At 70.4% G+C, this 21,142-nt stretch carries 18 protein-coding genes; 9 read left to right on the plus strand and 9 right to left on the minus strand.

The window, feature by feature from the left end; all coding sequences use genetic code 11:
- Nucleotides 1–246: 246 nt before the first annotated feature.
- Nucleotides 247–1,788: an FAD-binding oxidoreductase gene (locus tag AB0E24_RS43910; RefSeq protein ID WP_359385494.1), complete on the plus strand. Its 1,542-nt coding sequence runs from the start codon at nt 247–249 to the stop codon at nt 1,786–1,788.
- Nucleotides 1,789–1,808: 20 nt separating this feature from the next.
- Nucleotides 1,809–2,189, plus strand: coding sequence for a hypothetical protein (locus AB0E24_RS43915; protein ID WP_359385496.1), 381 nt, complete (start codon nt 1,809–1,811; stop codon nt 2,187–2,189).
- A gap of 27 nt (nt 2,190–2,216) precedes the next feature.
- On the opposite strand, the gene AB0E24_RS43920 is transcribed toward AB0E24_RS43915, so the two are convergent.
- Both AB0E24_RS43920 and AB0E24_RS43925 read right to left on the minus strand, forming a co-directional pair.
- Entirely contained in the window at nt 2,217–3,143 is a 927-nt protein-coding gene (locus AB0E24_RS43920; RefSeq protein WP_100805083.1) for a VOC family protein, read from the minus strand.
- A 27-nt stretch (nt 3,144–3,170) separates the two neighbouring features.
- Nucleotides 3,171–4,013, minus strand: a complete 843-nt coding sequence (locus tag AB0E24_RS43925) for a fumarylacetoacetate hydrolase family protein (RefSeq protein WP_359385499.1) — start codon at nt 4,011–4,013, stop codon at nt 3,171–3,173.
- A gap of 236 nt (nt 4,014–4,249) precedes the next feature.
- On the opposite strand from AB0E24_RS43925, the gene AB0E24_RS43930 reads away from it, so the two are divergent.
- Nucleotides 4,250–5,104 carry a FadR/GntR family transcriptional regulator gene (locus AB0E24_RS43930; protein WP_359385501.1) on the plus strand — a complete coding sequence of 285 codons (855 nt, stop codon included), beginning with the start codon at nt 4,250–4,252 and terminating at the stop codon, nt 5,102–5,104.
- A 47-nt stretch (nt 5,105–5,151) separates the two neighbouring features.
- Here AB0E24_RS43930 and AB0E24_RS43935 read toward each other — a convergent pair whose 3' ends face one another.
- From AB0E24_RS43935 to AB0E24_RS43945, 3 genes are read right to left on the minus strand one after another with little or no spacing between them, the layout of a single operon-like run.
- A complete protein-coding gene (locus AB0E24_RS43935) occupies nt 5,152–6,021 on the minus strand; it encodes an ABC transporter permease (RefSeq protein WP_359385503.1) in 870 nt (289 codons plus the stop codon).
- A complete protein-coding gene (locus tag AB0E24_RS43940; protein ID WP_359385505.1) occupies nt 5,981–6,835 on the minus strand; it encodes an ABC transporter ATP-binding protein in 855 nt (284 codons plus the stop codon). Before AB0E24_RS43940 ends, AB0E24_RS43935 begins: the two co-directional genes overlap by 41 nt.
- Complete coding sequence (locus AB0E24_RS43945; RefSeq protein WP_283881804.1) at nt 6,832–7,287, minus strand: MarR family winged helix-turn-helix transcriptional regulator; 456 nt, start codon at nt 7,285–7,287, stop codon at nt 6,832–6,834. Before AB0E24_RS43945 ends, AB0E24_RS43940 begins: the two co-directional genes overlap by 4 nt.
- Nucleotides 7,288–7,512: 225 nt before the next feature.
- Here AB0E24_RS43945 and AB0E24_RS43950 point away from each other — a divergent pair, with 225 nt between their 5' ends.
- From AB0E24_RS43950 to AB0E24_RS43975, 6 genes are all read left to right on the plus strand, one after another.
- The gene (locus tag AB0E24_RS43950; protein WP_069871718.1) at nt 7,513–8,244 is read left to right on the plus strand and encodes a GntR family transcriptional regulator; all 732 of its coding nucleotides are present in this window, start codon (nt 7,513–7,515) and stop codon (nt 8,242–8,244) included.
- Nucleotides 8,245–8,410: 166 nt separating this feature from the next.
- The gene (locus AB0E24_RS43955; RefSeq protein WP_359385508.1) at nt 8,411–9,493 is read left to right on the plus strand and encodes an ABC transporter substrate-binding protein; all 1,083 of its coding nucleotides are present in this window, start codon (nt 8,411–8,413) and stop codon (nt 9,491–9,493) included.
- Complete coding sequence (locus AB0E24_RS43960; protein WP_359385510.1) at nt 9,490–10,704, plus strand: ABC transporter ATP-binding protein; 1,215 nt, start codon at nt 9,490–9,492, stop codon at nt 10,702–10,704. Before AB0E24_RS43955 ends, AB0E24_RS43960 begins: the two co-directional genes overlap by 4 nt.
- The gene (locus AB0E24_RS43965) at nt 10,665–11,588 is read left to right on the plus strand and encodes an ABC transporter permease (RefSeq protein WP_359385512.1); all 924 of its coding nucleotides are present in this window, start codon (nt 10,665–10,667) and stop codon (nt 11,586–11,588) included. Before AB0E24_RS43960 ends, AB0E24_RS43965 begins: the two co-directional genes overlap by 40 nt.
- Nucleotides 11,585–12,472, plus strand: coding sequence for an ABC transporter permease (locus AB0E24_RS43970; protein ID WP_359385514.1), 888 nt, complete (start codon nt 11,585–11,587; stop codon nt 12,470–12,472). The genes AB0E24_RS43965 and AB0E24_RS43970 overlap by 4 nt, the downstream gene beginning before the upstream one ends.
- A 22-nt stretch (nt 12,473–12,494) precedes the next feature.
- A complete protein-coding gene (locus AB0E24_RS43975; protein WP_359385516.1) occupies nt 12,495–13,652 on the plus strand; it encodes an NAD(P)/FAD-dependent oxidoreductase in 1,158 nt (385 codons plus the stop codon).
- A gap of 242 nt (nt 13,653–13,894) precedes the next feature.
- Here the strand turns inward: AB0E24_RS43975 and AB0E24_RS43980 are convergent, their stop codons facing one another.
- From AB0E24_RS43980 to AB0E24_RS43995, 4 genes are all read right to left on the minus strand, one after another.
- Nucleotides 13,895–15,109, minus strand: a complete 1,215-nt coding sequence (locus tag AB0E24_RS43980; RefSeq protein WP_100805087.1) for an SGNH/GDSL hydrolase family protein — start codon at nt 15,107–15,109, stop codon at nt 13,895–13,897.
- Nucleotides 15,106–17,553 carry a glycosyl hydrolase family 95 catalytic domain-containing protein gene (locus tag AB0E24_RS43985; RefSeq protein WP_359385518.1) on the minus strand — a complete coding sequence of 816 codons (2,448 nt, stop codon included), beginning with the start codon at nt 17,551–17,553 and terminating at the stop codon, nt 15,106–15,108. The genes AB0E24_RS43980 and AB0E24_RS43985 overlap by 4 nt, the downstream gene beginning before the upstream one ends.
- A gap of 59 nt (nt 17,554–17,612) precedes the next feature.
- A complete protein-coding gene (locus AB0E24_RS43990) occupies nt 17,613–19,433 on the minus strand; it encodes an alpha-galactosidase D (protein ID WP_359385519.1) in 1,821 nt (606 codons plus the stop codon).
- A gap of 319 nt (nt 19,434–19,752) precedes the next feature.
- Complete coding sequence (locus AB0E24_RS43995; protein ID WP_100805089.1) at nt 19,753–20,964, minus strand: ROK family transcriptional regulator; 1,212 nt, start codon at nt 20,962–20,964, stop codon at nt 19,753–19,755.
- Nucleotides 20,965–21,142 lie beyond the last annotated feature (178 nt).

Here is a 21,142-nt window from a genome sequence, read left to right on the forward strand (position 1 = left end):
CCCTCCCCGCGGCCGGGCGCGGTCCCGTGCGCCGTAGCGGGCTGGGGCATTCAGCGGTAGGTCGGCATCCTTTCGGGTTGCGGGGCCCGTGGACGGAACTCGTTTCGCAGCCGTGCCGAGCATGGGTCGATTGACTTGGCGCGGGGAGGCGATCGCGCCTCCGGAGCGTCTCGTGTGAGGGCAGCCACGTTGATCAACAGGCGGAATGTACTGCGGGCAGGCACGGTGGGGGTTTTGGGAGCGGAGGTGGTGGGCTCGCAGTCGCCGCCCGCCGCTGCCGCGCCATCCACCGAGACGGCGGAGCGGGTCAGTCGGCGGGACTGGGAGCTGCTGGCCCGGGCGCTGTCGCCGCGTTCCACGCTCTACCGGCCGGGAGATTCCGGCTATCCGCCGCTGGCGCTGCCGTTCAACCATCGGTACGCCGGGATCCGCCCCGCCGGAATCGTGGCGTGTGGTACCGCCGGGGATGTCCGTACGTCGGTCCGCTGGGCCCGCTCGGTGGGGCTGCCCGCCGTGCCTCGCTCCGGGCTGGGCCACAACTACGCCGGGTACTCCGCCACCACCGGTCTGCTGCTCAACATGGCCCGTTTGAATGGCATCGACTCCACCCCGCTGCCGGGTGCCCGCTCCCGGACCCGGACGTACGGGCGGATGAGGGTCGTCCACGACGCGGGGACCGTGACCGTGGGGGCCGGTGTCACCAACGGCGATCTGCATCCGATGCTGGAGGACCGCGGCATGTTCGTGCCGACCGGCCGCTGCCCCACGGTCGGGGTGGCCGGGCTGGTGCTCGGTGGCGGTATCGGCTTCAGCGACAAGATGTTCGGCCTGACCTGCGACCGGCTGGTCTCGACGACCGTGGTACTCGCCGACGGCAGTGTGGTGGAGGCCAGTGAGGACGCGCACCCCGATCTGTTCTGGGGCTGCCGCGGCGGGGCGGGGAACAACTTCGGTGTCAACACCTCCTTTACGTTCCAGTACGAGCTGTTCCAGGGCGATGTGGGCGTCTACGAGTTGCGCTGGAGCCTGGACTCGGCACTGCCGGTGATGGCCGCCGCGCAGCGGATCGCCGTGAACACGCTGGACGACAAGCGGTTCCATCTCCGCGTCGGCATGGGGACCCATGGGCTCACCAGGGACGAGATCCGCGCCAACGCGGGCGTCAATGCCATCGGCCAGTTCTACGGCCACCTCGATGAGCTGCGCGACATCCTGGCTCCGCTGCTCGCCATCGGTACGGCCGAGGAGCGGGCCCGCAACAAGGCGTCCGTCCGCGAGGTCACTCCGGGGGAGGCGAGTGTGCTGCTGAGCGCCACCACACCGGTGCAGCAGTTCGGCGCCAAGTCGGCGGTACTGACGGCCCGGAGGCTGCTGACCGATGAGCAGGTGGCCGCGGCCGCCGAGCAACTGCTGGAGTGGCCCGGCAGCGACAACGAGGACGGAGCCGGGTTCGCCATGTTCGCCCTCGGTGGCGAGATCAACCAAGTGCCGCCGGACGCGACGGCGTTCGTGCACCGGAACGGAGTGTTCATCCTCGCCGCCGAGACCTCCTGGGCGGACTACGATCCGCCGAGCGTCGGCACGGCGAATCTCGACTGGCTCCGTGAGTTCTACTTCGCCATTTTCGGTGGTACGCCTCCCCCGCAGTCGTATCAGAATTTCCCGGATCCGACCCTGAAGGACTGGCGGCGGGCGTACTACGGTGCGAACTACGACCGGCTGGTCCGGGTGAATCAGAAGTACGACCCCACCAACTTCTTCAGCTATCCACAGGCGATCGGCACCTGACGTTCTCGGTCCGCCGCCGCATGCCCTCAGGCATCGGTGTGGCGCCGTGGCGGGGGAAGACGAGGACGCGGCTCCCGCCCCTGGTGCACGATGTCGCCGAGGGGAAGCACCAGGAGTCCTGGTTCGCCCTGATCACCGCGTTGCGCAATGTGGGGCTCGGGGTCGGCGCTCTGGGCGCGAGCCTCGCCGTCGCGATCGGCGGAACGAACGGATACACCGCGATCGTCGCCGTCAACGCCGTGTCGTTCGCCGTCGCCGCGGTCCTGACACGGCTCGGCTCCCCGGGCGGCGATCATGCCGTGACTCGGCGCCGCGTCAATCGGCCCGGCCGCACCGAACCCGACGGAAGTCGTGCCGCTCCACCCGCCCCGGCCCCCAGGCCCATGACGCGGCGGGATTGAGGGAGCCGGGGACGGCGGTCCGGTGGGTCAGCCCGTCGGGCTGTGGGTGCCGGTCATCAAGGCGGCGAGATCGTCGGGGGCGAGGAAGGACGGCGGGGGCGGCGGTCCCCAGTTGAACAGGCCCTTGGCGCCCTCCAGGACTTCCGGCGTCCACAGTTGGTCGTCGACGATGCAGTCCATGTCGGAGTAGTACTCGCTGAAGTTGCCCGCCGGGTCCTTGAGGTACCAGAAGAAGTTCGATCCGGCGTGGTGACGGCCCAGGCCCCAGATATGGCGTTCGGGGTGGTCCTCCAGCATGGCGGCGGCGCCGCGGCCGACCTCGTCGATGTCGTCGACCTGCCACGAGGTGTGGTGCAGGAAGGTGACCGGGGCGGCCAGCACCAGGATGTTGTGGTGGTCGGTGGAGCAGCGCAGGAAGGCGCCCTGATCCTTGATGTGGTCCGACACCTTGAAGCCCAGCCCGTCCCGGAAGAAGGCCGTCGTCGCGTCGAAGTCCGTGGTGCCGATGACCGCGTGACCCAGCTTGCGGGGCCGCACCGGGCCGTCACGCAGCACACCGGGGGCACGGGCATCGGTGCGGTCGCTGCGCCCCGGGCCGTTGTAGACGGTGGCCGGCACCGGACCCTGAACCAGGCGGGGGGCCACCTCCAGTACGGCGCGGACCGCGGTGGCCTTGTCGTACGCGGTCAGGGTCATGTCCTCGGTGCGGGGTTCGGCGCCCAGGCGGTGCAGCCGGGACGCGGCAGCGGCAAGGTCGTCGGGGCTGTCGGCGCCGATGCGCACCTCGACCAGACGGCGGGTCGGGGCGTGCACGATGCGCAGCTGACGGCCCACGTCCCGGGTGGAGAACCAGCCGTCCTCGTCAGGCGTGAGGCCGAAGTCGGCGTAGTAGGTGGCCGTCTCGGCGACGTTGGGAACCCCCATGGTGATGGAGGTCAGCCGGTGCAGTGCCATGAGGACTCCTTCGTCCGTCGGAACCGCTCAGGCCACGAAGGTCTGACGCAGCTCGCCGATGCCTTCGATGGTGCTCACCAGTTCATCGCCCGCCGCCAGCCAGCGCTGGGGGTTGCGGCCGAGCCCCACACCGGCCGGTGTGCCGGTGAAGATCACATCACCGGGCAGCAGCGGCAGGACCGCCGAGAGCCCGGCGATCAGGGCGGGGACGGAGAAGATCAGGTCCCGGGTGCGGCCCTTCTGCACTTCCTCACCGTTGATGGCACAGCGCAGTTCGAGGTCGTCGGGGTTGTCGAACTCATCGGGGGTGACCAGCCACGGCCCGATCGGCGCGAAGCCGGGGAAGGACTTGCCCAGGCTGAACTGCGGGGCCGGTCCGGCCAGTTGCACCACCCGCTCGGAGATGTCCTGCCCGACCGCGAGGCCCGCCACATGCCGCCATGCGTCGGTCTCGGACACGGCCTCGGCGCGTCGGCCGATGACCACGACCAGCTCCACCTCCCAGTCGGTGTGCCCGCCCTCGGGCAGCTTCACATCGGTGACCGGCCCGGTGATGGAGGTGGCGAACTTGGTGAAGACCGGCGGCAGCCCCTCGGGCGCGGCGAACCCGGACTCGGAGGCATGACCGCGGTAGTTCAGGCCGATGGCCAGCGTCTGCCGCGGCGCGGGGGCGGGCGAGCCGAGGTTCGCGGGCTCGAAGCCGTCTCCGGTGGGCAGGTCCGCGGTCTTCGCCCAGGTGTGGAACTCCTCCCAGCGCTCGTACACGGCCTGCGGATCGGCGGCGAAACGGCCGCCGCTGGCCTCCTCGACGTCCACGGCCCGGCCGTCGACGATCAAGGTCAGCCGACCGGAGAGATTGGCGATGCGCACGGTGTGGCTCCCGAAGGGTCGGTGGGAGCGGGCGCGGCGATGAACCGGCATCAGGCCGTATCACCGGTCCGTTCCCGCTGGTGACGGTGCTTCCCCGGCCAGGAGCGGCCGGAACTTGCCCATCCACCAGCAATTCATCATGATGATTATCCCGATGCTGCGCCCGGTCGCGGCGGGCCGTCAAGAGCGCGCCCTGAAACAATCATGATGAATATGACGAGGAGGAGGGAGCCGTCGTGACTGCCACGTCCGACCCCGGAGAGGTCGCCCACGGGGCACCGGCCGAGCCCGGCGCCGACGGCGTCACCGACCCGGGCCGAAGCGTTCGCGCCATCGGTGGCACGACCGCGTCTCGCCGTGGCCGCCGCGCCGACGGCGCACCCCGGGCGACGGCCTCGGGACGCGCCGAACAAGCGGCGGAACGCATCGCCGCGCTGGTCGGCAGCGTCCGTCCCGGATCCCGGCTGGGCACCAAGGAAGAGCTGCGCACCCTGTGCGAAGTGTCCGTGGGCACCTTCAACGAGGCTCTGCGCCTCCTCCAGTCACGCGGTCTGGTCACCGTCAGACCCGGCCCCGGCGGCGGGCTGTTCAGCGCCGAGCAGACACCGATGGTCCGCCTCGGCAACTCCTTCCTCGCCCTGGACACGCAGGAGGCGGACGTGGCCAACGCGGTACGCATCCGCGACGCCCTCGACCCGCTGCTCATCGAGGACGCGCTGTGGCACGCCTCGCCAGCCGATATCTCCGGACTGCGGGAGCACATCGCCGCCATGGCGGAGGCCGTCGACGACGCCGATCTCGTGGCCTTCGTCCACGCCAACTGGCGGCTGCACGCCGCCATCGCCGCCATCAGCCCGAACGCCCTGCTCAGCTCGCTGTACAGCAATCTCCTCGACCTCATCGAGGGGCATACGCTGTCCGTGCTGCCCGCCGGTGAGGGACCGCTCGGCGAGTACATCGCACACCGGCACGCCCTGCACCGTGACCTCGTGGACGCCCTCGACCGCCGCGACCGCGACGCGGCACTGCGCCTGATCCACGAGCACAACACCAGCCTCGCCACGGCCGACGACACCGCGCCCGTGCGCTGACGAGCGGTGGCGTGGGCCGCGGCGAGCGGATCGGCTCATCGGCCGGGTCAGCGCGCCAGCCGCCCCAGCAGCGAGGAGGCCGCCGTGATACCGGCCGCGGCGGCCAGCGTCAGCACGGCGTAGTCGAGTGCGAGATGGTCCGGGGTGCCCAGCAGCAGTCCGCGCAACGCGTCCACCTGGTAGCTCAGTGGATTGGCCTTGCTGACGGCCTGGAGCCAGCCGGGCATGAGCGCCACCGGATACAGCGCATTGGAGCCGAAGAACAGCGGCATGGTGATGGCCTGCCCGATGCCCATCAGCCGGTCGCGGGTCAGCACGATCCCCGCGATCGTCATCGACAGGCAGGCGAAGAAGGCCGAGCCCAGGATCACCGCGACGGCCACCCCGAGGAGCCGCAGTGGATTCCAGGTGAGCGCCACCCCGAGCACCGCCGCGATGGCGATCACCACGACCGCCTGGATCAGCGCCTTCACCCCGGAGGCGAATGCCTTACCGGTGATCAGGGCGGCTCGCGGCGTCGGGGTGACCAGCAGTTTGGTGAGGATCCCGGCGTCCCGCTCCCAGATGATCTGGATCCCGTAGAAGATGGCGATGAACATCGCGGACTGGGCGATGATGCCGGGCGCGAGATAGTCGATATACGGTGTGCCGCCGGTCGGTATCGCCTTGAGCCGGGTGAAGGTCTCGCCGAAGATCAGCAGCCATAGGGCGGGCTGGACGGCCCGGGTGTACAGCTCGGTGCGGTCGTGCCGCAGCTTCTGGAGCTCGACCGCGCACATCGCGGCGACCCGCGCGGGCAGCACCTGCCAGCCGGTGCGGGCGCGCGGCGGCGTCAGCAGCGGATCGGGCCGGCCGTCCGGTGCGAGCCCGGTGGCCTCAACCGACCCGGGACGCGGTGCGACGGGTGCTTCGGACATCGCGGAAATCTCCTCCCTGCTCGTCGAGACCGCTCCCCGCGACATCCCGGAAGACGTCCTCCAGGGTCGGCTTGGGACCGGCCTCGCCCTCCGCCCGACGGCGGTCGGCCAGCTCGGAGCGGAGCTCATGGGGCGTTCCGAGGGCGTGGATCCGGCCGCGGTGCATCAGTGCGACCCGGTCGCAGTACTGGTCGGCCTCGTCCATGTAGTGGGTGGTGACCAGCACGGTCATTCCGGTGGCCACCCGAACCGCGTTGATGTGCTCCCACACGCTGGTCCGGGCGATCGGGTCCAGGCCGATCGTCGGCTCGTCCAGCATCAGCAGCCGGGGCGCGCTGACCAGCGCCTGGGCCAGTTCGAGACGGCGGACCATACCGCCGGAGTACGTCTTGGCGAGCCGGTCGGCCGCCGCGGTGAGATCGACCGCCTCCAGCACCCGCGCCACGCGGTCGGCCCGCTCCCGGCGGGTGACGTCGAAGACCCGGGCGAACAGCTCCACGTTCTCCCGGCCGGTGAGCCCGGCGTCGGCGGACAGCTGCTGCGGTACGTAGCCCAGCAGCCGCCGGACACCCATCCGCTCCTTCGCCGCGTCGTGCCCGAACACCCGCACCATACCGGCGGGGACCGGCAGCAGTGTGGTGATGCAGCGGATCGCGGTGGTCTTGCCCGCTCCGTTGGGGCCGAGCAGCCCGAAGACCTCACCCGCCCGGACCGACAGCTCCAGGTCGTCGACGGCCTTGGTCTCCCCGAACGTGTACCGCAGGCCATCGCAGACGAGTGCGACGTCAGCGGTGCTTTCCGGGACCTCGGTCATATCCCTTCCACCTCCTCGTGAAGGTTCTCGGCCAGTTTGCGCAGCGCCGGAACGGCCGCGGCCAGCGCGGCCCGGTCGCTCTCGGACAGCCGCGCCACCTGCTCACGGACCAGCGCGCCACGCCGCGCCTGCCACGCCCGCATCCGGGCCTCGGCGGCGGGGGTGACCGTCAGGCGCGCGGAGCGCCGGTCCTCCGGGTCGGTTTCGCGGTACAGAAAGCCCGCCTTCACCAGCTGGTTGACCAGGGTGGAGACCGAGTTGCCCGCGAGGTAGAGCTCCCTGGCCGCGGCCGACACCCGGATCCCGGGATGCGCCATGACCAGCCGCAACAGCTCCACCTGGGCACCGCGCAACCGCGGCTCCGGCATCCCGGCCCGCAGCCGCCGCCGGATCAGCCGCTGGACGCCGCCGAGGACGTCGGCGAACGAGTCGGGGAACTCCTCCGTGACCATGCCGCCAGTTTACCTCTTAGTGAGAGGTAATTTTCCAGGGGTGCGGCGGAGCCGGGGGCGGGATGCCGAGACCGACGTAGCTCATGCCGCCCTCGATGAAGACGGCGGTGGAGCCGCACGACGAGGACGTTTCCCACCGCGTCCCGCGAGAAGGATGCGTTACGGCCACGAGTCATATCCATCCAACGTATTGACATATCAATTGGCTGAGATCACTCTCTTCGCATGGCCGAACGTGACCTCCCGCTGTACGAGCGGATCCGCAGGGAGCTGGAGGGCAACATCCGGGACGGCCGGTGGCAGCCCGGGACCCGGGTGCCCACCGAGGCCGAACTCGGCGAACGGTTCGGTGTCTCGCGGATCACCGTGCAGCGCGCGCTGCGCGAGCTCGCGGACGCCGGGCTGGTCGTCCGGTACCGCAGGCACGGCACGTTCGTCGCGCAGACCGCCGATGAGGAGAACCTGCTGCGCTCCGCGGGCGTGCTGACCAGCGGGCCCGAGACCCATGGCGACCACCGAGTGATCAGCGCGAAGGTCCTGCCCGCGGGCGGCGCGGCCCTGCGGCTGCCCGGCCTGGACGACAACGACGCCGTCGTGCAGCTCGACCGCCACAAGCTGAGCTCGGACGGCAGCCGCGTGACCAGCACGGAGCTCGCCGTGCTGCCCTTCCGATTCGCCCCCGACCTGCTTGACCAGGATCTGGTCACCATCACGAGCCATATGTACCTCCGCGACCGCGGAGTGCCCCTGCGACGCTCACGGCTCTATGTGGAGCCGTACGCCCTGGACGAGGAGCACGCCGAGCTCTTCGGCCTGAAACCGGGTACCGCGGTCTTCCGCTGGCTGCGTGTCACCTGGGCGGAGAACGACGAGGTGGTCGAACACCTCGAGATCATCCTGCCGACCGACACATCCCGCTTCTATGTGGAGACCTCGCTCCCCGGCCCGGTCCGCTGACCCCGTCGCCTCCCTGATCCGTTTCCCCGCTCACCGGGTTTTCCTCAACTCGTCTCCCCCTCGCGCACACGCGAGGCCATGGACGGACCCCACATCGCTTTCCCCTCCCTCCCGCCTCCTCCGGTCGCGGGAACGGCACTTCCATCTCTCTTCGCAGGAGGTAGCAATGCCTTCCCCCCGATCAGCCCTGCCCGCCCTGTGTGCCGTGTCCAGTGCGCTCACGCTCACCGTCGCCGTCACCGGCTGCGGCGCTCCCAGTCCCTCCGCCGGTGGTGGTGGCAAAGGGGGCACCCTGGTGGTGGCCGGCTACGGCGGCTCGTTCGAGACGGCGTTCCGCGACTCGGTGCTGCCCGCGTTCGAGAAGACCTGCGGCTGCAAGGTCACCTATATCCCCGGCTCCTCCACCGACTCCGTCGCCAAGATCAAGGCGCAGCGCGCCAATCCGCAGATCGATGTCGCGCTGGTCGACGACGGCCCCCAGGCACAGGCGCAGGAGGCCGGGTTGCTCACCTCGATCGACACCAAGGTGGTGCCGGTGGACGATGTGGTGAAGATCGCCCGGATGGAGAACGACTCGGGGGTGGGGTTCGGGCTGACGGCCACGGGCATCGCCTACAACCCCGAGTGGTTCGAGCAGCACGGCATCCCCAAGCCCACCACCTGGGCGGACCTGGCCGACCCCAAGCTGAAGGACAAGGTGGTCCTCCCGTCGATCACCAACACCTATGGGGTGGGGCTGCTGGTCGGCGCGGCCAAGGCGAACGGGGGCTCGGAACGGGACGTCGGCCCCGGGCTCACGGCGGTCAAGAAGATCGCCGCGAACGCGGCCACCTTCGACACCACCGCCGATGTGTCCAACTACTTCCTCCAGGGCCAGGCCGCCGCCTCGGTGTGGGGGGTGTCGCGGACCTCGACACTGGCGGAGAAGGACTTCCCGATCGAGTTCGTCTACCCGAAGGACGGGGCGATCGGCCTGGTGACCACGGCGAACGTGGTCAAGAAGGCACCGCATGAGGAGCTGGCCCAGAAGTTCGTGGCCCATCTGCTGGAGCCGTCCGTGCAGCGGGCGCTGGCCAAGGCGACCTACGACGGCTCGGTGGTCCAGGGCGTCAAGGAGGACCCCGCGCTGAAGGGCAAGGTGGTCAGCGCCGACAAGGTGGACTCCCTGCTGAAGCTGGACTGGAAGACGATCAACAAGAACCGTTCCGCCTGGACCGACAAGTGGAACAAGCAGGTGGAGAGCAAGTGACCGCGGGGACGGAAACCGTGGACACGGCGGGCGCGCCGACCGGGCCGGACACCGCCGCACGGGCGGGGAGCACACGTGGCCGGCTGGTCCTCGAGGGCATCCACAAGGCCCTCGGCGGCAAGGCGGTCGTACGCGGGATCGACCTGACGATGGAGCCCGGGGAGTTTCTCACCCTGCTGGGCCCATCGGGATGCGGCAAGAGCACCACGCTGAACATGGTGGCGGGGCATCTGCTGCCCGACTCCGGTGTGGTGGAGGTGGACGGCCGCGACATCACCCGACTCCCCGCGAACCGGCGCGCCATGGGCATGGTCTTCCAGTCCTACGCGCTGTTCCCGCATATGACGGTGGCGGAGAACATCGCGTTCGGCCTGCGGATGCGCAAGGTCGGGGCGGCCCGGCGCAGGCGCAGGGCGGCCGAGGCCCTGGAGCTGGTGGGGCTCGACGGCATGGGTGAACGGTATCCGCGCCAGCTCTCCGGCGGGCAGCGCCAGCGCACGGCCCTGGCCAGGGCGCTGATCGTGGAGCCCGATCTGCTGTTGCTCGACGAGCCGTTCTCCAACCTCGACGCCCAGCTCAGAGTGCGCCTGCGCGAGGAGGTGGCCGCCCTCCAGCGCCGGGTGGGCACCACCACGATTCTGGTCACCCACGACCAGGACGAGGCGCTCGCGGTGTCGGACCGGATCGCGGTGATGGCCGAGGGGACGATCCATCAGCTGGACGCCCCCGAGACCGTGTATCTGCGTCCGGCCACGGACTTCGTGGCGCAGTTCGTCGGCGAGGTCAATGTGCTCGACGGGATCGCGGCGGGGGCGTCCGGTGCGGGTCACCGCTGCCGGATCGGTGACACACATCTCGTCACGGGGACGCCGGTGGGCACCGCGCCGGGCGATGGCGAGGCGGTACGGCTCTATGTGCGGCCGGAGGCCGTGCGCGTGCTGGCCGTACCCGAGGAGGGCCGCCCGGAGCGGCCGCCCCCGGACACGGACACCTCGGCCGCCGGGGCATCCGTCGATACGGCAACGCGGCCTGGGCTTCCCGGGACCGTCGAGGCCACCCGCTTTCTCGGCACCCGCGTCCGCTGTGTCGTGGCCACCGCCGCGGGACGTGTCGAGGCCACGCTGCCGTTCGGTTCCGAGGTGCCCACGCTGGGCGAGGAGGTGATCTGCGCATGGCAGCCACAGCACGCGTCGCTGACGGCCCGGCCCTGAGGCCCGACGGCTCGGCGCCGACGCCGGGGGTTTCCCCTCCGGTCAGGGGGCGCGGCCCGTGGCGTACCGGTCTGCTGCTGGCCTCCCCCGCCATCGCCGTGCTCGCCCTGCTCTTCATCGCACCGCTGTTCATGCTGGTGTACAACAGCTTCCGCACCCAGGCGGGCGATCCCACACTGCACAACTACACACGGTTCCTCGGTGACTCCTTCTACCGGGACGTGCTGTGGCACACCCTGTGGATCGGCGTGCTGACCACCCTCGGCTGCCTCGTCGTGGGCTACCCGTTCGCCGTGTATCTGCGCGGGCGCTCGCCCCGGGCGCGCAACTACCTCTCCCTGGTGCTGCTGTCGCCGCTGCTCATCTCCATGGTGACCAGGGCGTATGGATGGCTGGTGCTGCTCGGGCCGAAGGGGCCGGTCACGGACGGGTTCCACGCCGTGGGCCTGGACGCGCCGAAGATGCTGTACAACGACACCGCGGTCGTCATCGGCATGGTGCATGTGATGCTCGCGTATATGGTGCTGCCGTTGATGGGCAGTCTGGACCGGATCGACCCGGCCCTCACGCCCGCGGCCAAGGGGCTGGGGGCGAGCGGCTGGACGTGTTTCTGGCGGATCACCGTCCCGCTGTCGCTGCCGGGGATGCTCGCCGGTTCGCTGATCGTGTTCAGTCTGACCGTTTCCAGCTTCGTCACCCCGGCGATCCTGGGCGGGCCCACGGTGAAGCTGATGCCGTACTTCGTCTACACCGAGGCGACAACCAATCTGAACTGGCCGTACGCGGCGGCGATCGGCTTCGTCCTGATCGTGGTGACGACGATTCTGACGGCCGTGTACGCCCGGCTGCTGCGCGGACGTGGCGGCAAGGAGGTGTTCGCGTGAACACGGCGACGAGCAGCACGACAAGCGAGGTGGCGGACGAGGCCGTGGGCAGGCCCGGCAGGCCGATCGCCACGGGTGTGGGCGAGCGTGCGAGGCGGCTGCTCGGAGCGGCGTTCGCCGGCCTCGTGGGCCTGTTCCTGCTGGCGCCCGTGCTGGTGACCATCGCCTCGTCGCTCACCACGACCAGCTATGTCACCTTCCCGCCCGAGGGGCTGACCCTGCACTGGTACGCGGAGCTGCTGAACCGCCCCGAGTTCCTGGACTCGTTCCTGCTCAGCATCGGCGTGGCGGCGGGAGCGGCCGTGGTGTCCACGGCGCTCGGGCTGGCCGCGGGGCTGGCCATCCACCGTTACCCGTTCCCGGGGAAGTCGGTGCTGGACAGGTTGTTCTCGAGCGCGTTCGCCGTGCCGACGATCGTGCTCGGCATCGGGCTGCTCCAGTGGTACGCCCAGCTCGGCATGGCCTCCAGCCCGCTCACCCTGCTGCTGGCGCATCTGGTGCTGACCGTTCCGTACACCGTGCGGCTGGTCCTGGCCGGGCTCGCCGGGCTCGACCGGTCGGCGGAGCTGGCCGCCGCCGGTCTGGGCGCGCGGGCGCCACAGGTGTTCTGGCATGTGACGCTGCCCGCCGTGCGCGGGCCGCTGATCGCGGGGGCGTTCTTCGCCCTGATCACGTCCTTCGACGATCTGACGATCGCGCTGTTCGTGGTGACCACGGACATGCAGACCCTGCCGGTGCGGATCTTCAACTACCTCCAGTACAACTACGACCCGACCGTGACCGCCGTCGGCACCGTGATGGTGCTCTTCGCCGCGGTGGCCGTCGTCATCATCGAGCGCGTCGTCGGCGTCGCTCATCTCTTCGGGGCCGACCCCGAGAACTGACCCCGTGCCAAGGAGGATTCCCGTGCGAGTTGTGGTCATCGGAGCCGGAGTGGTGGGCGCGGCCGTGGCGGCGGAACTGGCCGCTCGTGGCGCCCGGGTCACCGTGCTCGAGGCGGCGCACCCCGGAGCGGGCACCACCGCGAACTCATTCGCCTGGATCAACAGCGCCAACAAGGAGCCGGAGCCGTACTTCGCGCTCAACCACGCCGGTATCCGCGCACACTACGAGCTCGCCGAGGACGGCGCGCCGTGGTTCTTCCCCACCGGAAACCTGGAGTGGGCGGTGACGGACCGGCACAAGGAGGTGCTGGCCGGCCGGGTGGCACGGCTGAAGGCCCGGGACTACCCGGTGGAGTGGATCACCGCGGAGCAGGCCCGGGAGCTGGAGCCGGACCTCGCGGCGGCGCCGTCGCACGCCGTGTTCGCCTTCTTCCCCGATGAGGCGTACACCCTGCCCGTGCTGCTGCTGTCCCGGCTGCTGGGCCGGGCCAGGGACCGGGGAGCGACGGTGGTCGCGGGCGCCAGGGTGACCGCGATCGAACCCGGCCCGGCGGGAGCCACCGTGGTGTGCGCCGACGGCGGCCGCCACCCGGCGGACGCGGTGGTGAGCTGCGCGGGCCGGTGGACACAGGGAGTGGCCGCACTGGCCGGTGCGCATGTCCCCATGGTGGACCCGGATCTCGCGGGCTCGGCGACGGTCGGCTTCCTGGCCACCACCGCCCCCGCGCCCGCGCGGCTGTCCCGCGTCCTGACCGGCCCGCGGCTCAACGTACGCCCCGACGGCGGCGGTCGTCTGCTGCTCCAGGCCCTGGACCTGGACGCGTCCGCGGACCCCGCCGAGCCGTACGCCCCCGACGGCGAGATCGCCGCCGACATGCTGGCCCGCCTGCCCGAGGTGCTGAACGCCACCGAGGGCACCGTCGTGGAGAAGGTCCGGGTCGGCCGGCGCGCCATGCCGGGCGACGGCTTCACGGTGGCCGGCTTCCCCGCCGCCGACGTGCCGTTCTACGTGGTGGCGACCCACAGCGGCATCACCCTGGCCCCCCTGCTCGGCCGCCTGGTCGCGGAGGAGCTCCACGGCGACGAGTCACCGCTGCTGACGGACTTCCGGCCCACTCGCTTCACCTCGGGCGAGGTCCTGCCCCCGCCGCCTCCGGCACGCCGCCCCGGCGAGCAGTAGGACGGGCCCGGCCGCCCTTCGCCGTATCGCGTGGCGGACCAGACCCCGGTCGGCAAGGTCATCTGGTGCGAGCAGGCACTTCCGGACGGCTGCGCGGAAGACACCGGACCGGACCCGCTGAGCCGCGCTGATCGCCGACTTCCTCGACCGCGTCCCGGGGGTCTGATCGACACCCTGGCCCCGCGCCACCCGACCGCCGGGCGCGGCGCCGGGCCCTGCGGTCGGTGCGGAAGCGCGTCGGTTCAGCCGGTGGAGCGCGGACCACCGGCACAGTCGAGTGCCGTGAGGTCGATGGCGTCGGCCAGGACCTGCATCCCCTTGTCGTTGGGGTGCAGATGGTCGCCGTTGTCGAGGAACGGCAGGATGCGCTCGGGGTCGTAGGGGCTGCGCAGCGCCCGGTCGAAGTCGGTGACCGCGTCGAACTCGCCGCTGTCCCGGACGAAGGCGTTGACGTCCTGGCGCACCCGCTCGGCGGCCACGTCCCATTCGCTCCAGCCCTTGAAGGGACCGACGGTGGCGCCGACCACGCACTTACCGGCCGCATGCGCCCGCTCGATGATCCGGCGATAGCCGGCGATCATGTCATCGGCGGTGACACCGGTGTGCGCCTTGATGTCGTTGACCCCTTCGAAGAGGAACACGGTCCGCACGCCCGGGAGCGACAGGACGTCACGGTCGAGCCGGTTCAGGGCGCTCTGCCCGGCGCCGTCGGCCAGGACCTTGTTGCCGGAGATCCCCTCGTTCGCCACTCCCTTGACGCCGGTGGCCGCCCGTTGCAGCCGGCGCGCGAGGTAGTCGGGCCAGCGGCGGTTGAGGTCGGTGGTGGACTGCCAGCCGTCGGTGATGGAGTCGCCGAGCGCGGCCACCGCACCGGTCGCGGCGGACGTACGGACGGTGGCGGCGTCGAGGTAGAACCACGACCCCGTGGTGGCCGTCCAGTGCGCGGCGCTCTCCTCCCCCGTGTGATCGCCCTGGGTGGTGTACGAGGTCTGCATCGCCATCCCGTGGCCCGTGGCCGGACCGGCCGCGTCGGGGGTGTGCAGGCTGACGACCAGGTTGGTCGCGGCGGGCAGGCTGCCGGGCAGGGCGTCGCTGAACACGGCCTCGCCCGCCGGGATGGTCACACCGTGCCCGCCGCCGAAGGTCAACCGGCGGTTGCTGCCCCGCGTCAGCTCGGCACCCGACTTCTGCACGCCGACGTAGACGCTGTCGAGGGTCAGCGGCCGGTCGCCGAAGGCGTTGGAGAGGCGGATACGCAGATCGCCGCCGCCGACACTGGTGTGCACCACCATCCGGTAGCCGCGGTCGGGCGCCCCCTCCCCCAGGCGGTCCGCGCTCGCCGCCCAGGTGACGACGTCGTGTCGGCCTGCCGCGGCCTCGGCGGGGGTGGCGTACAGCGCGGCGGCCGCGAGCAGTACGGCGGACAGACCACCGATGGCGGCACCGCGGACCGTCATCGGGCGAACCCCTTCAGGGTGATGGACTCACCGGGCTCCAGACGGACCGTTCGGGAGCCGCCGCCGTGCGCCACCGTGGTGGTGCGGCCGCCGACGCTGCGGATCCGCACCGACGTCGGCACCCCGTCCTTCCAGCGCAGATCGACCACGAAGCCGCCCCGGGCGGCCAATCCGGTGACCGAGCCGGCCGCGGCCCAGGCGCCGGGCAGGGCCGGGAGCAGTTCCATATGGCCGGGGCGTGAGTACAGCAGCATCTCGCTCATGGCGGCCGGGGTGCCGAAGTTGGCATCGATCTGGAAGATGCCGCGACCCTTCTCGACCTCGTAGATGTCGAAGAGGTTGAACGCGGTGCCGTTGGTGCCGCCGGTGGAGGGGCGGAGGTTGTTGGCCACGAGCTGGTACGCCTTGTCGGCGTTCTTCAGCCGCGCCCAGCACAGGGCGCGCCAGGCGTTGGCCCAGCCGAAGCTGTTCATGCCGCGCGCGGTGAGCAGGGCGGTGGCCCCGTCCACGATCTCCGGAGGGGTGGAGCCATCGGGGCGGATGCGGTCACCGGGGAACAGGCCGATCAGGACGGACAGATGGCGGTGGGTGGTCTCCCCGAGGTTGTCGGGGGACATCCACTCCTGGAGCCAGCCGGTCTTCGGGCTCACCTCCGGCAGGTACAGCTTCTTCCGCAGCGAGGTGATCGTGTCCGCGTAAGCGGTGTCCCGCTTCAGCTCGGCGGCCGCGGCGGCGAAGTTGCCGAACAGCGCCCACACCAGCTCCTGTGAGTAGGTGTTGCCCTTGGCGTCCTGCGGACCGTGTTCGGGCGACCAGTCGCTGTCGTCGATCAGCACCTCGGTGGAGGTGCCGGGGAGGGTGGTGGTGATCAGCCGCGCCTCCCAGAACTCACAGGCGCCCTTGAGCAGTGGGTAGATCTTCGCCAGATACGCCCGCGACTGGGTGTACTCGTAGTGCTCGTACAGGCTGTTGCTCAGCCAGGCATTGCCCGCCGGATGCCACCACCAGCCGCTTCCGCCATGGATGTTGGTGGAGAAGGCGACGGCCCAGCCGCCGACCTTTCCGGTGGAGTTGCGGTAGCGGTTGCGCGGATCGTTGAAGAGGTCGTGGGTGAGCCCGGTCCAGGACGGGAGCTGGGCGAGGCAGTAGTCGGCGAAGGCATCGAAGCACTCCGACAGGCCCGCCCGGTCGGCCATCCAGTAGTTCATCTGGATGTTGATGTCGGTGTGGTAGTCGCCCATCCAGTCCGGGTCGTTGCCGTCCAGCCACAGGCCCTGGAGGTTCAGCGGAAGGCTGTCCCGCGAGCCGGAGATCATCAGATAGCGGCTGTACTGGAGGTAGGCCGTCTCCAGTTCGGGGTCGGGCGCGCCGTCGCGGGCGCGGGCCTTGAGGCGCTCCCAGGTGTCCAGGGAGCGCTGGGCGTCCGAGGAGGTGCCGAGCGAGAGGGTGAACCGCTCGTACAGCCGTCGGTAGTCGGCGATATGGGTGCGGCGCAGGGTGTCCGTCGAGTGCGCGGCGGCGGCGAGCACCTTCGTACGGGCCAGCTTCTCGGGGTCGAGGGCGGGGTCGCGGTACCCGCGGTCGGCGTCGGGCGCGTAGTTGGTGCCGCCGCTGACCACCACCGTGAGGTCCTTGCAGCCGGAGAAGTCGATACGGGTGCCGTTGACGCGGACCCGGCCACCGCTGCCGTACGCCTTCACCGCCGCGCCGTACCGGAGGCCGTTGGGGAAGGACGCGGCGAACGACTCGGCGTGCGAGGGCTTCTCGCCGTGGGTGCCGTCGAGGGTGATGGTGCCGGTGTAGTGGCCGCCGCCGCTCTGTGTGAAGTGCAGGACGATCGCGTCGTCGGGGTGGCTGGCGAAGATCTGGCGCCGGTAGGTCACACCGGAGCGGACATAGGAACTGGTGACCAGCCCCTGTGCGAGGTCGAGGGCGCGGCGGTAGCCGTTGACGCCGGACAGGTCGTGGTCGGGGATGTCCACGGTGAGCCGGGCGAGCAGGGTGAAGGAGCCGAAGTCGTCTCGGCCGTAGGGGAATTGGCCGTCGGCGTCGAGGGTTTCGTTGAGGCCGCCGGTCCACATCGTGACATCGCTGATCAGCAGGAGTTCACGGCCGGGGTCGTTGCTCGCGAGGGCGCCGAGGCGGCCGTTGCCGACCGGCAGGCCCTGCTCGATCAGGGAGCCCTCGTCGCCGGGGGCCTGCCACCACAGCTGGTCGTGCGATGTGCCCGTGAGCGGCGGGGTGTCGGCAGGGCGCCGGGGCGCGGCGGAGGCGGTGAAGGCGGGCAGGGCGCCGAGGGCCACGGTCAGCCCGGCCGTCGCCGCGAGGGACAGCGCGGTTCTTCTGCTGAGGTCGCTGCCGGGGTTGCTGCCGGGGCTGTTGCCGGGGCTGTTGCCGGGGTCTCTGCTGGGGTCTTTGCCGGGGTCGGTCGGGCGGGGGTTCATGGCGGCTCCAGGCGTCTGAGATCCGAAGGGGGCCCGGCCGGGGCCGGGCCCCCGGGTGTTCAGGAGGACTTCGGTACGTCGATCCGGTCGATGTCCGGCGCGTAGTCGGAACCGCTGTCGAACGTGATGGTGTTGGAGCCGGCCTTGAGCGTCACCGGTACATGGACGCTGTTGACGGTGGACCAGTCGCCCGTCGAGGGGAACTTGTGGCGCGTGGCGCCACCGCCGTTGGCCGAGATGTCGGCGGAGCGGGCGTCACCGCTGATGTAGGCGACCTTGATCTGGTAGGTGCCGGCCTTGTCGACGACGACGTTGTTGATGGTCAGCTTGCCACCGGTGTAGAGGTTGCCGACCTTGTGGCCGTCGGAGCAGGCCGTGCAGTCGGCGACCGAGGCGTTGCCTTCCAGGGTGTTCGCCGATGCCTCGGCCTCGATACCGGTCCAGGTGAGCGCGTCGCCGCGCGGGGTGACCGTGAAGAGGCGGGATCCATGGGCGGGCAGGGCCTCGGTGATCTTGTTCTTGTGGCTGCCGAGGTTCTCGTGGTTCCACAGGTCCCGGACCGTGGCCTTGCCGGTGAAGCCGAGCGTCGACCAGTCGGCGGTCACCGAGGCGGGCTTGTCGGCGAGGTTGAACAGGGCGACGGTGTAGGTGCCGTCGGGGTTCTTCGCGGCCCACACCTGCTGGGGGTCGGACGGTGTGACCGGCTGCGCGGGCGGGGTGTCGCCCTGGTCGACGGCGAGGACCTCGCGGTTGGTCAGCAGGGAAAGACCGTAGGAGTCCAGCTTGGTCAGGTCGTCACCGGTGTAGAGCGGGGACTTGGCGATCGCCCACAGCGTGGCGTAGCTCTGCCGCTCGGCCTTGGTCAGGCCGTCCATCTCACCGTTGCCCACGTCGAGGGAGTCGAGGTCGTTCCAGCCGCCGGGGCCCGCGTGCCGGGTCCAGGCGGGGGTGTCGTCCCAGCGGTCGTCGACGGAGTTCTCCCAGCTGACGAGCGTGTTGCAGTAGCACTCGACGTCGGTGTCGACGCGCCAGCCGTTGGAGTGCTTCTTCCAGTCCTCGGCGTGGCCGATGTCCAGGGACCAGGACAGCTCCAGGTGGATCGGGCGGCCGGTGGCGGAGATCGCCTTCTGCCAGGCGGCCACGTCGGCGACGTTGTCGTAGTTGTCGCCGCTCTTGAAGGAGCCGGGGCCCACGCCGTCCAGCTTGAGGAAGTCATAGCCCCAGTCGGCGAACAGCCGGGCCTGGGAGTCGATGTACTTCTGTGCGCAGGGATTCGAGAAGTCGATCTTGTACGCGCTGTCCCAGCCGTTGGTGGTGCGCAGGTCGTCGTAGACGATATCGGCGGTGGTGCAGCCCTCGGCGTTCCAGATCGGCACCTTGCCGCCGCCGTACCCCTCCTTCTCCAGGCCGACGGGGAGATAGATACCGGCCTTGAGGCCCTTGGCGTGGATATGGTCGGCGACCGACTTCATACCGCTGGGGAAGCGCACCGGATCGGCCTTCTGCCGGCCGTACTCGTCGAACTCGGGCGTCCACGCGTAGTCGCGCCACCAGCCGGCGTCGATGTTGATGTACTCGTAGCCGTACTTCTTCAGCTTGGCGGCCATGGCGTCGGTCTGTTTCAGGACGTTGGCCTCGGTGAGGTAGCTGTAGTCGCCGTTCGGGTTGAGGCCCGGGTACTTCGACGACTGCATGCTCCAACTGCTCCAGCCCATATAGGGCTTGGCGGCGGCGGTGACCGAGGCGACCGAAGTGGCGCTGCCGTCGTCGGGCTGTGCCCGCGCCGCCGGGGCGGCCGTCGCGAAGGCCGCGGCGAGGGCCAGGACGACGAGGGATCTCAGACCGCGTACGGGCATGAGGGGAGACGAGGATGACCGCATGGGTCCTACCTCCAGGAGGTGTGGTGCGGGGGATGGCGGGGAGACGCGGCGCGGTTCGGGGTGACGGCGGCGAGGGCTCGGCTCGTGCCCGTACCGAGGTGAACACGCCGAGGAACGGGGGCCGGCGTGCGAAGTACACCAGCGGCGTGGGGGGGGCTCACGGTCATTCGGCGAACGACGGCACGAGTGAGGCGGGCGCGGGCGGCCGGACGAGGACAACAGGGTGATCAGCGGCAGGCGATGACGACGGCGAGGGAGAGGCGGTCGCCGCGTCCGCGACCGGAGTGGGAGAGGGTCGCGGAGGGCACGGTGTTCCTGTTCAGGCGGGCTGTGTCAGGGCGGCTCCTCGTAGGTGCTGGTTCGCGTCGGACCTGATGAAGGACTGGATGGCGGTGGCCGCGGCGCCACGGGCCCACTCGTCGAAGGGCAGCGGCCGGGTCTGTACATCGCATCGCGCCGCGGAGCCGAAGGCCGCCGTGGCGAACGCGTCGCGGATATGGTCGGCGAACAGGTCGTAGGCGGCCAGGCCCTCGCCGGAGATGATCACGCGTTCGGGGCCGAGCAGATTGGCCACGGTGGCGATACCGCGGCCGATGGCATCACCGGCCCGTGCGTAGACCTCCCGGGCTCCGGCGACACCGTCGTGGGCCAGTCCGGCGGCCTCCACCGCGTCGGCCACCTGGACCCCGGTGGCCGCGCGGACCTGACGGACGATGGCGTCGTCGCTCGCGATGGCCTCCACACAGCCACGGTTGCCGCAGTGGCAGCGCGGGCCCGCCGGGTCGACGGCCACGTGCCCGATCTCGCCCGCCACGCCATGGGCCCCTGCCACCACCTTGCCGTGGACAACGAGACCGCAGCCGATGCCCGCCCCGACCGTCACAAGGGCGAAGCCGGAAAGGCCCACGCCCGCCCCGAACCACTGCTCGGCCACGGTCAGCGCGCGTACGTCGTTGTCGACGGTCACCGGCAACCCGGTGGTCATGGCGGCGAGTTCGGCGAGCGGCACATCACGCCACTCCAGGAAGGGCGAGTAGCGCACGACGCCCTCGGCGCGGTCCACATCGCCGGAGACGGCCATGCCCAGTCCCGCGACACGTACGCCGAGGCCGTCCGCTTCGATGAGCAACTCCCGTACGAGCTCCGCGGCCGACCCCAGCACCGCCTTGGGGTCCCGGGCGGCGAGGGGCACGTACCGGGCGACCAGGATCCGGCAGCACAGGTCGGTGAGCACACCGATGATCTTGTCGCCGGTCACCTTGACCCCGATGAACAGCGCACGGCCGCCGTCCACCCGGACCAGGTTCGCGGGCCGCCCGAGCGCCGGGCGCGCGTCCTCGTCCACATCCTCCACCAGATAGCCGGCCTCGATCAGGGGACGGACCGCCTTGGTGACGGCCGCGGCCGACAGCCCCGCCCGCCGGGCCACCTCCGAGCGGGTGAGAGGGCCCTGGGACAGGACCGTGGTGAAGATCTGCGAGGCGGCCGACGTATGCGCCGGGAACGACTCGGCAGCGGAGGGCGAGGACATGGCCGGGAACCTAGGCCCCTTATTTTCCGCTGTCAATGAAAGAAACAAGAATCACCTGAGGATTGCCTGTGAGTCCTGATCCCGCTTCCAAAGCCAGCCACACACGGGGTGTTGACATGTGATCGAAGGTCTCGTTGGCTTGCCGGGCGACTTCCTCCCACTCACGGACGTCACTCAC

The organism is Streptomyces malaysiensis subsp. malaysiensis, assembly GCF_040653035.1.
Lineage (GTDB): Bacteria > Actinomycetota > Actinomycetes > Streptomycetales > Streptomycetaceae > Streptomyces > Streptomyces malaysiensis.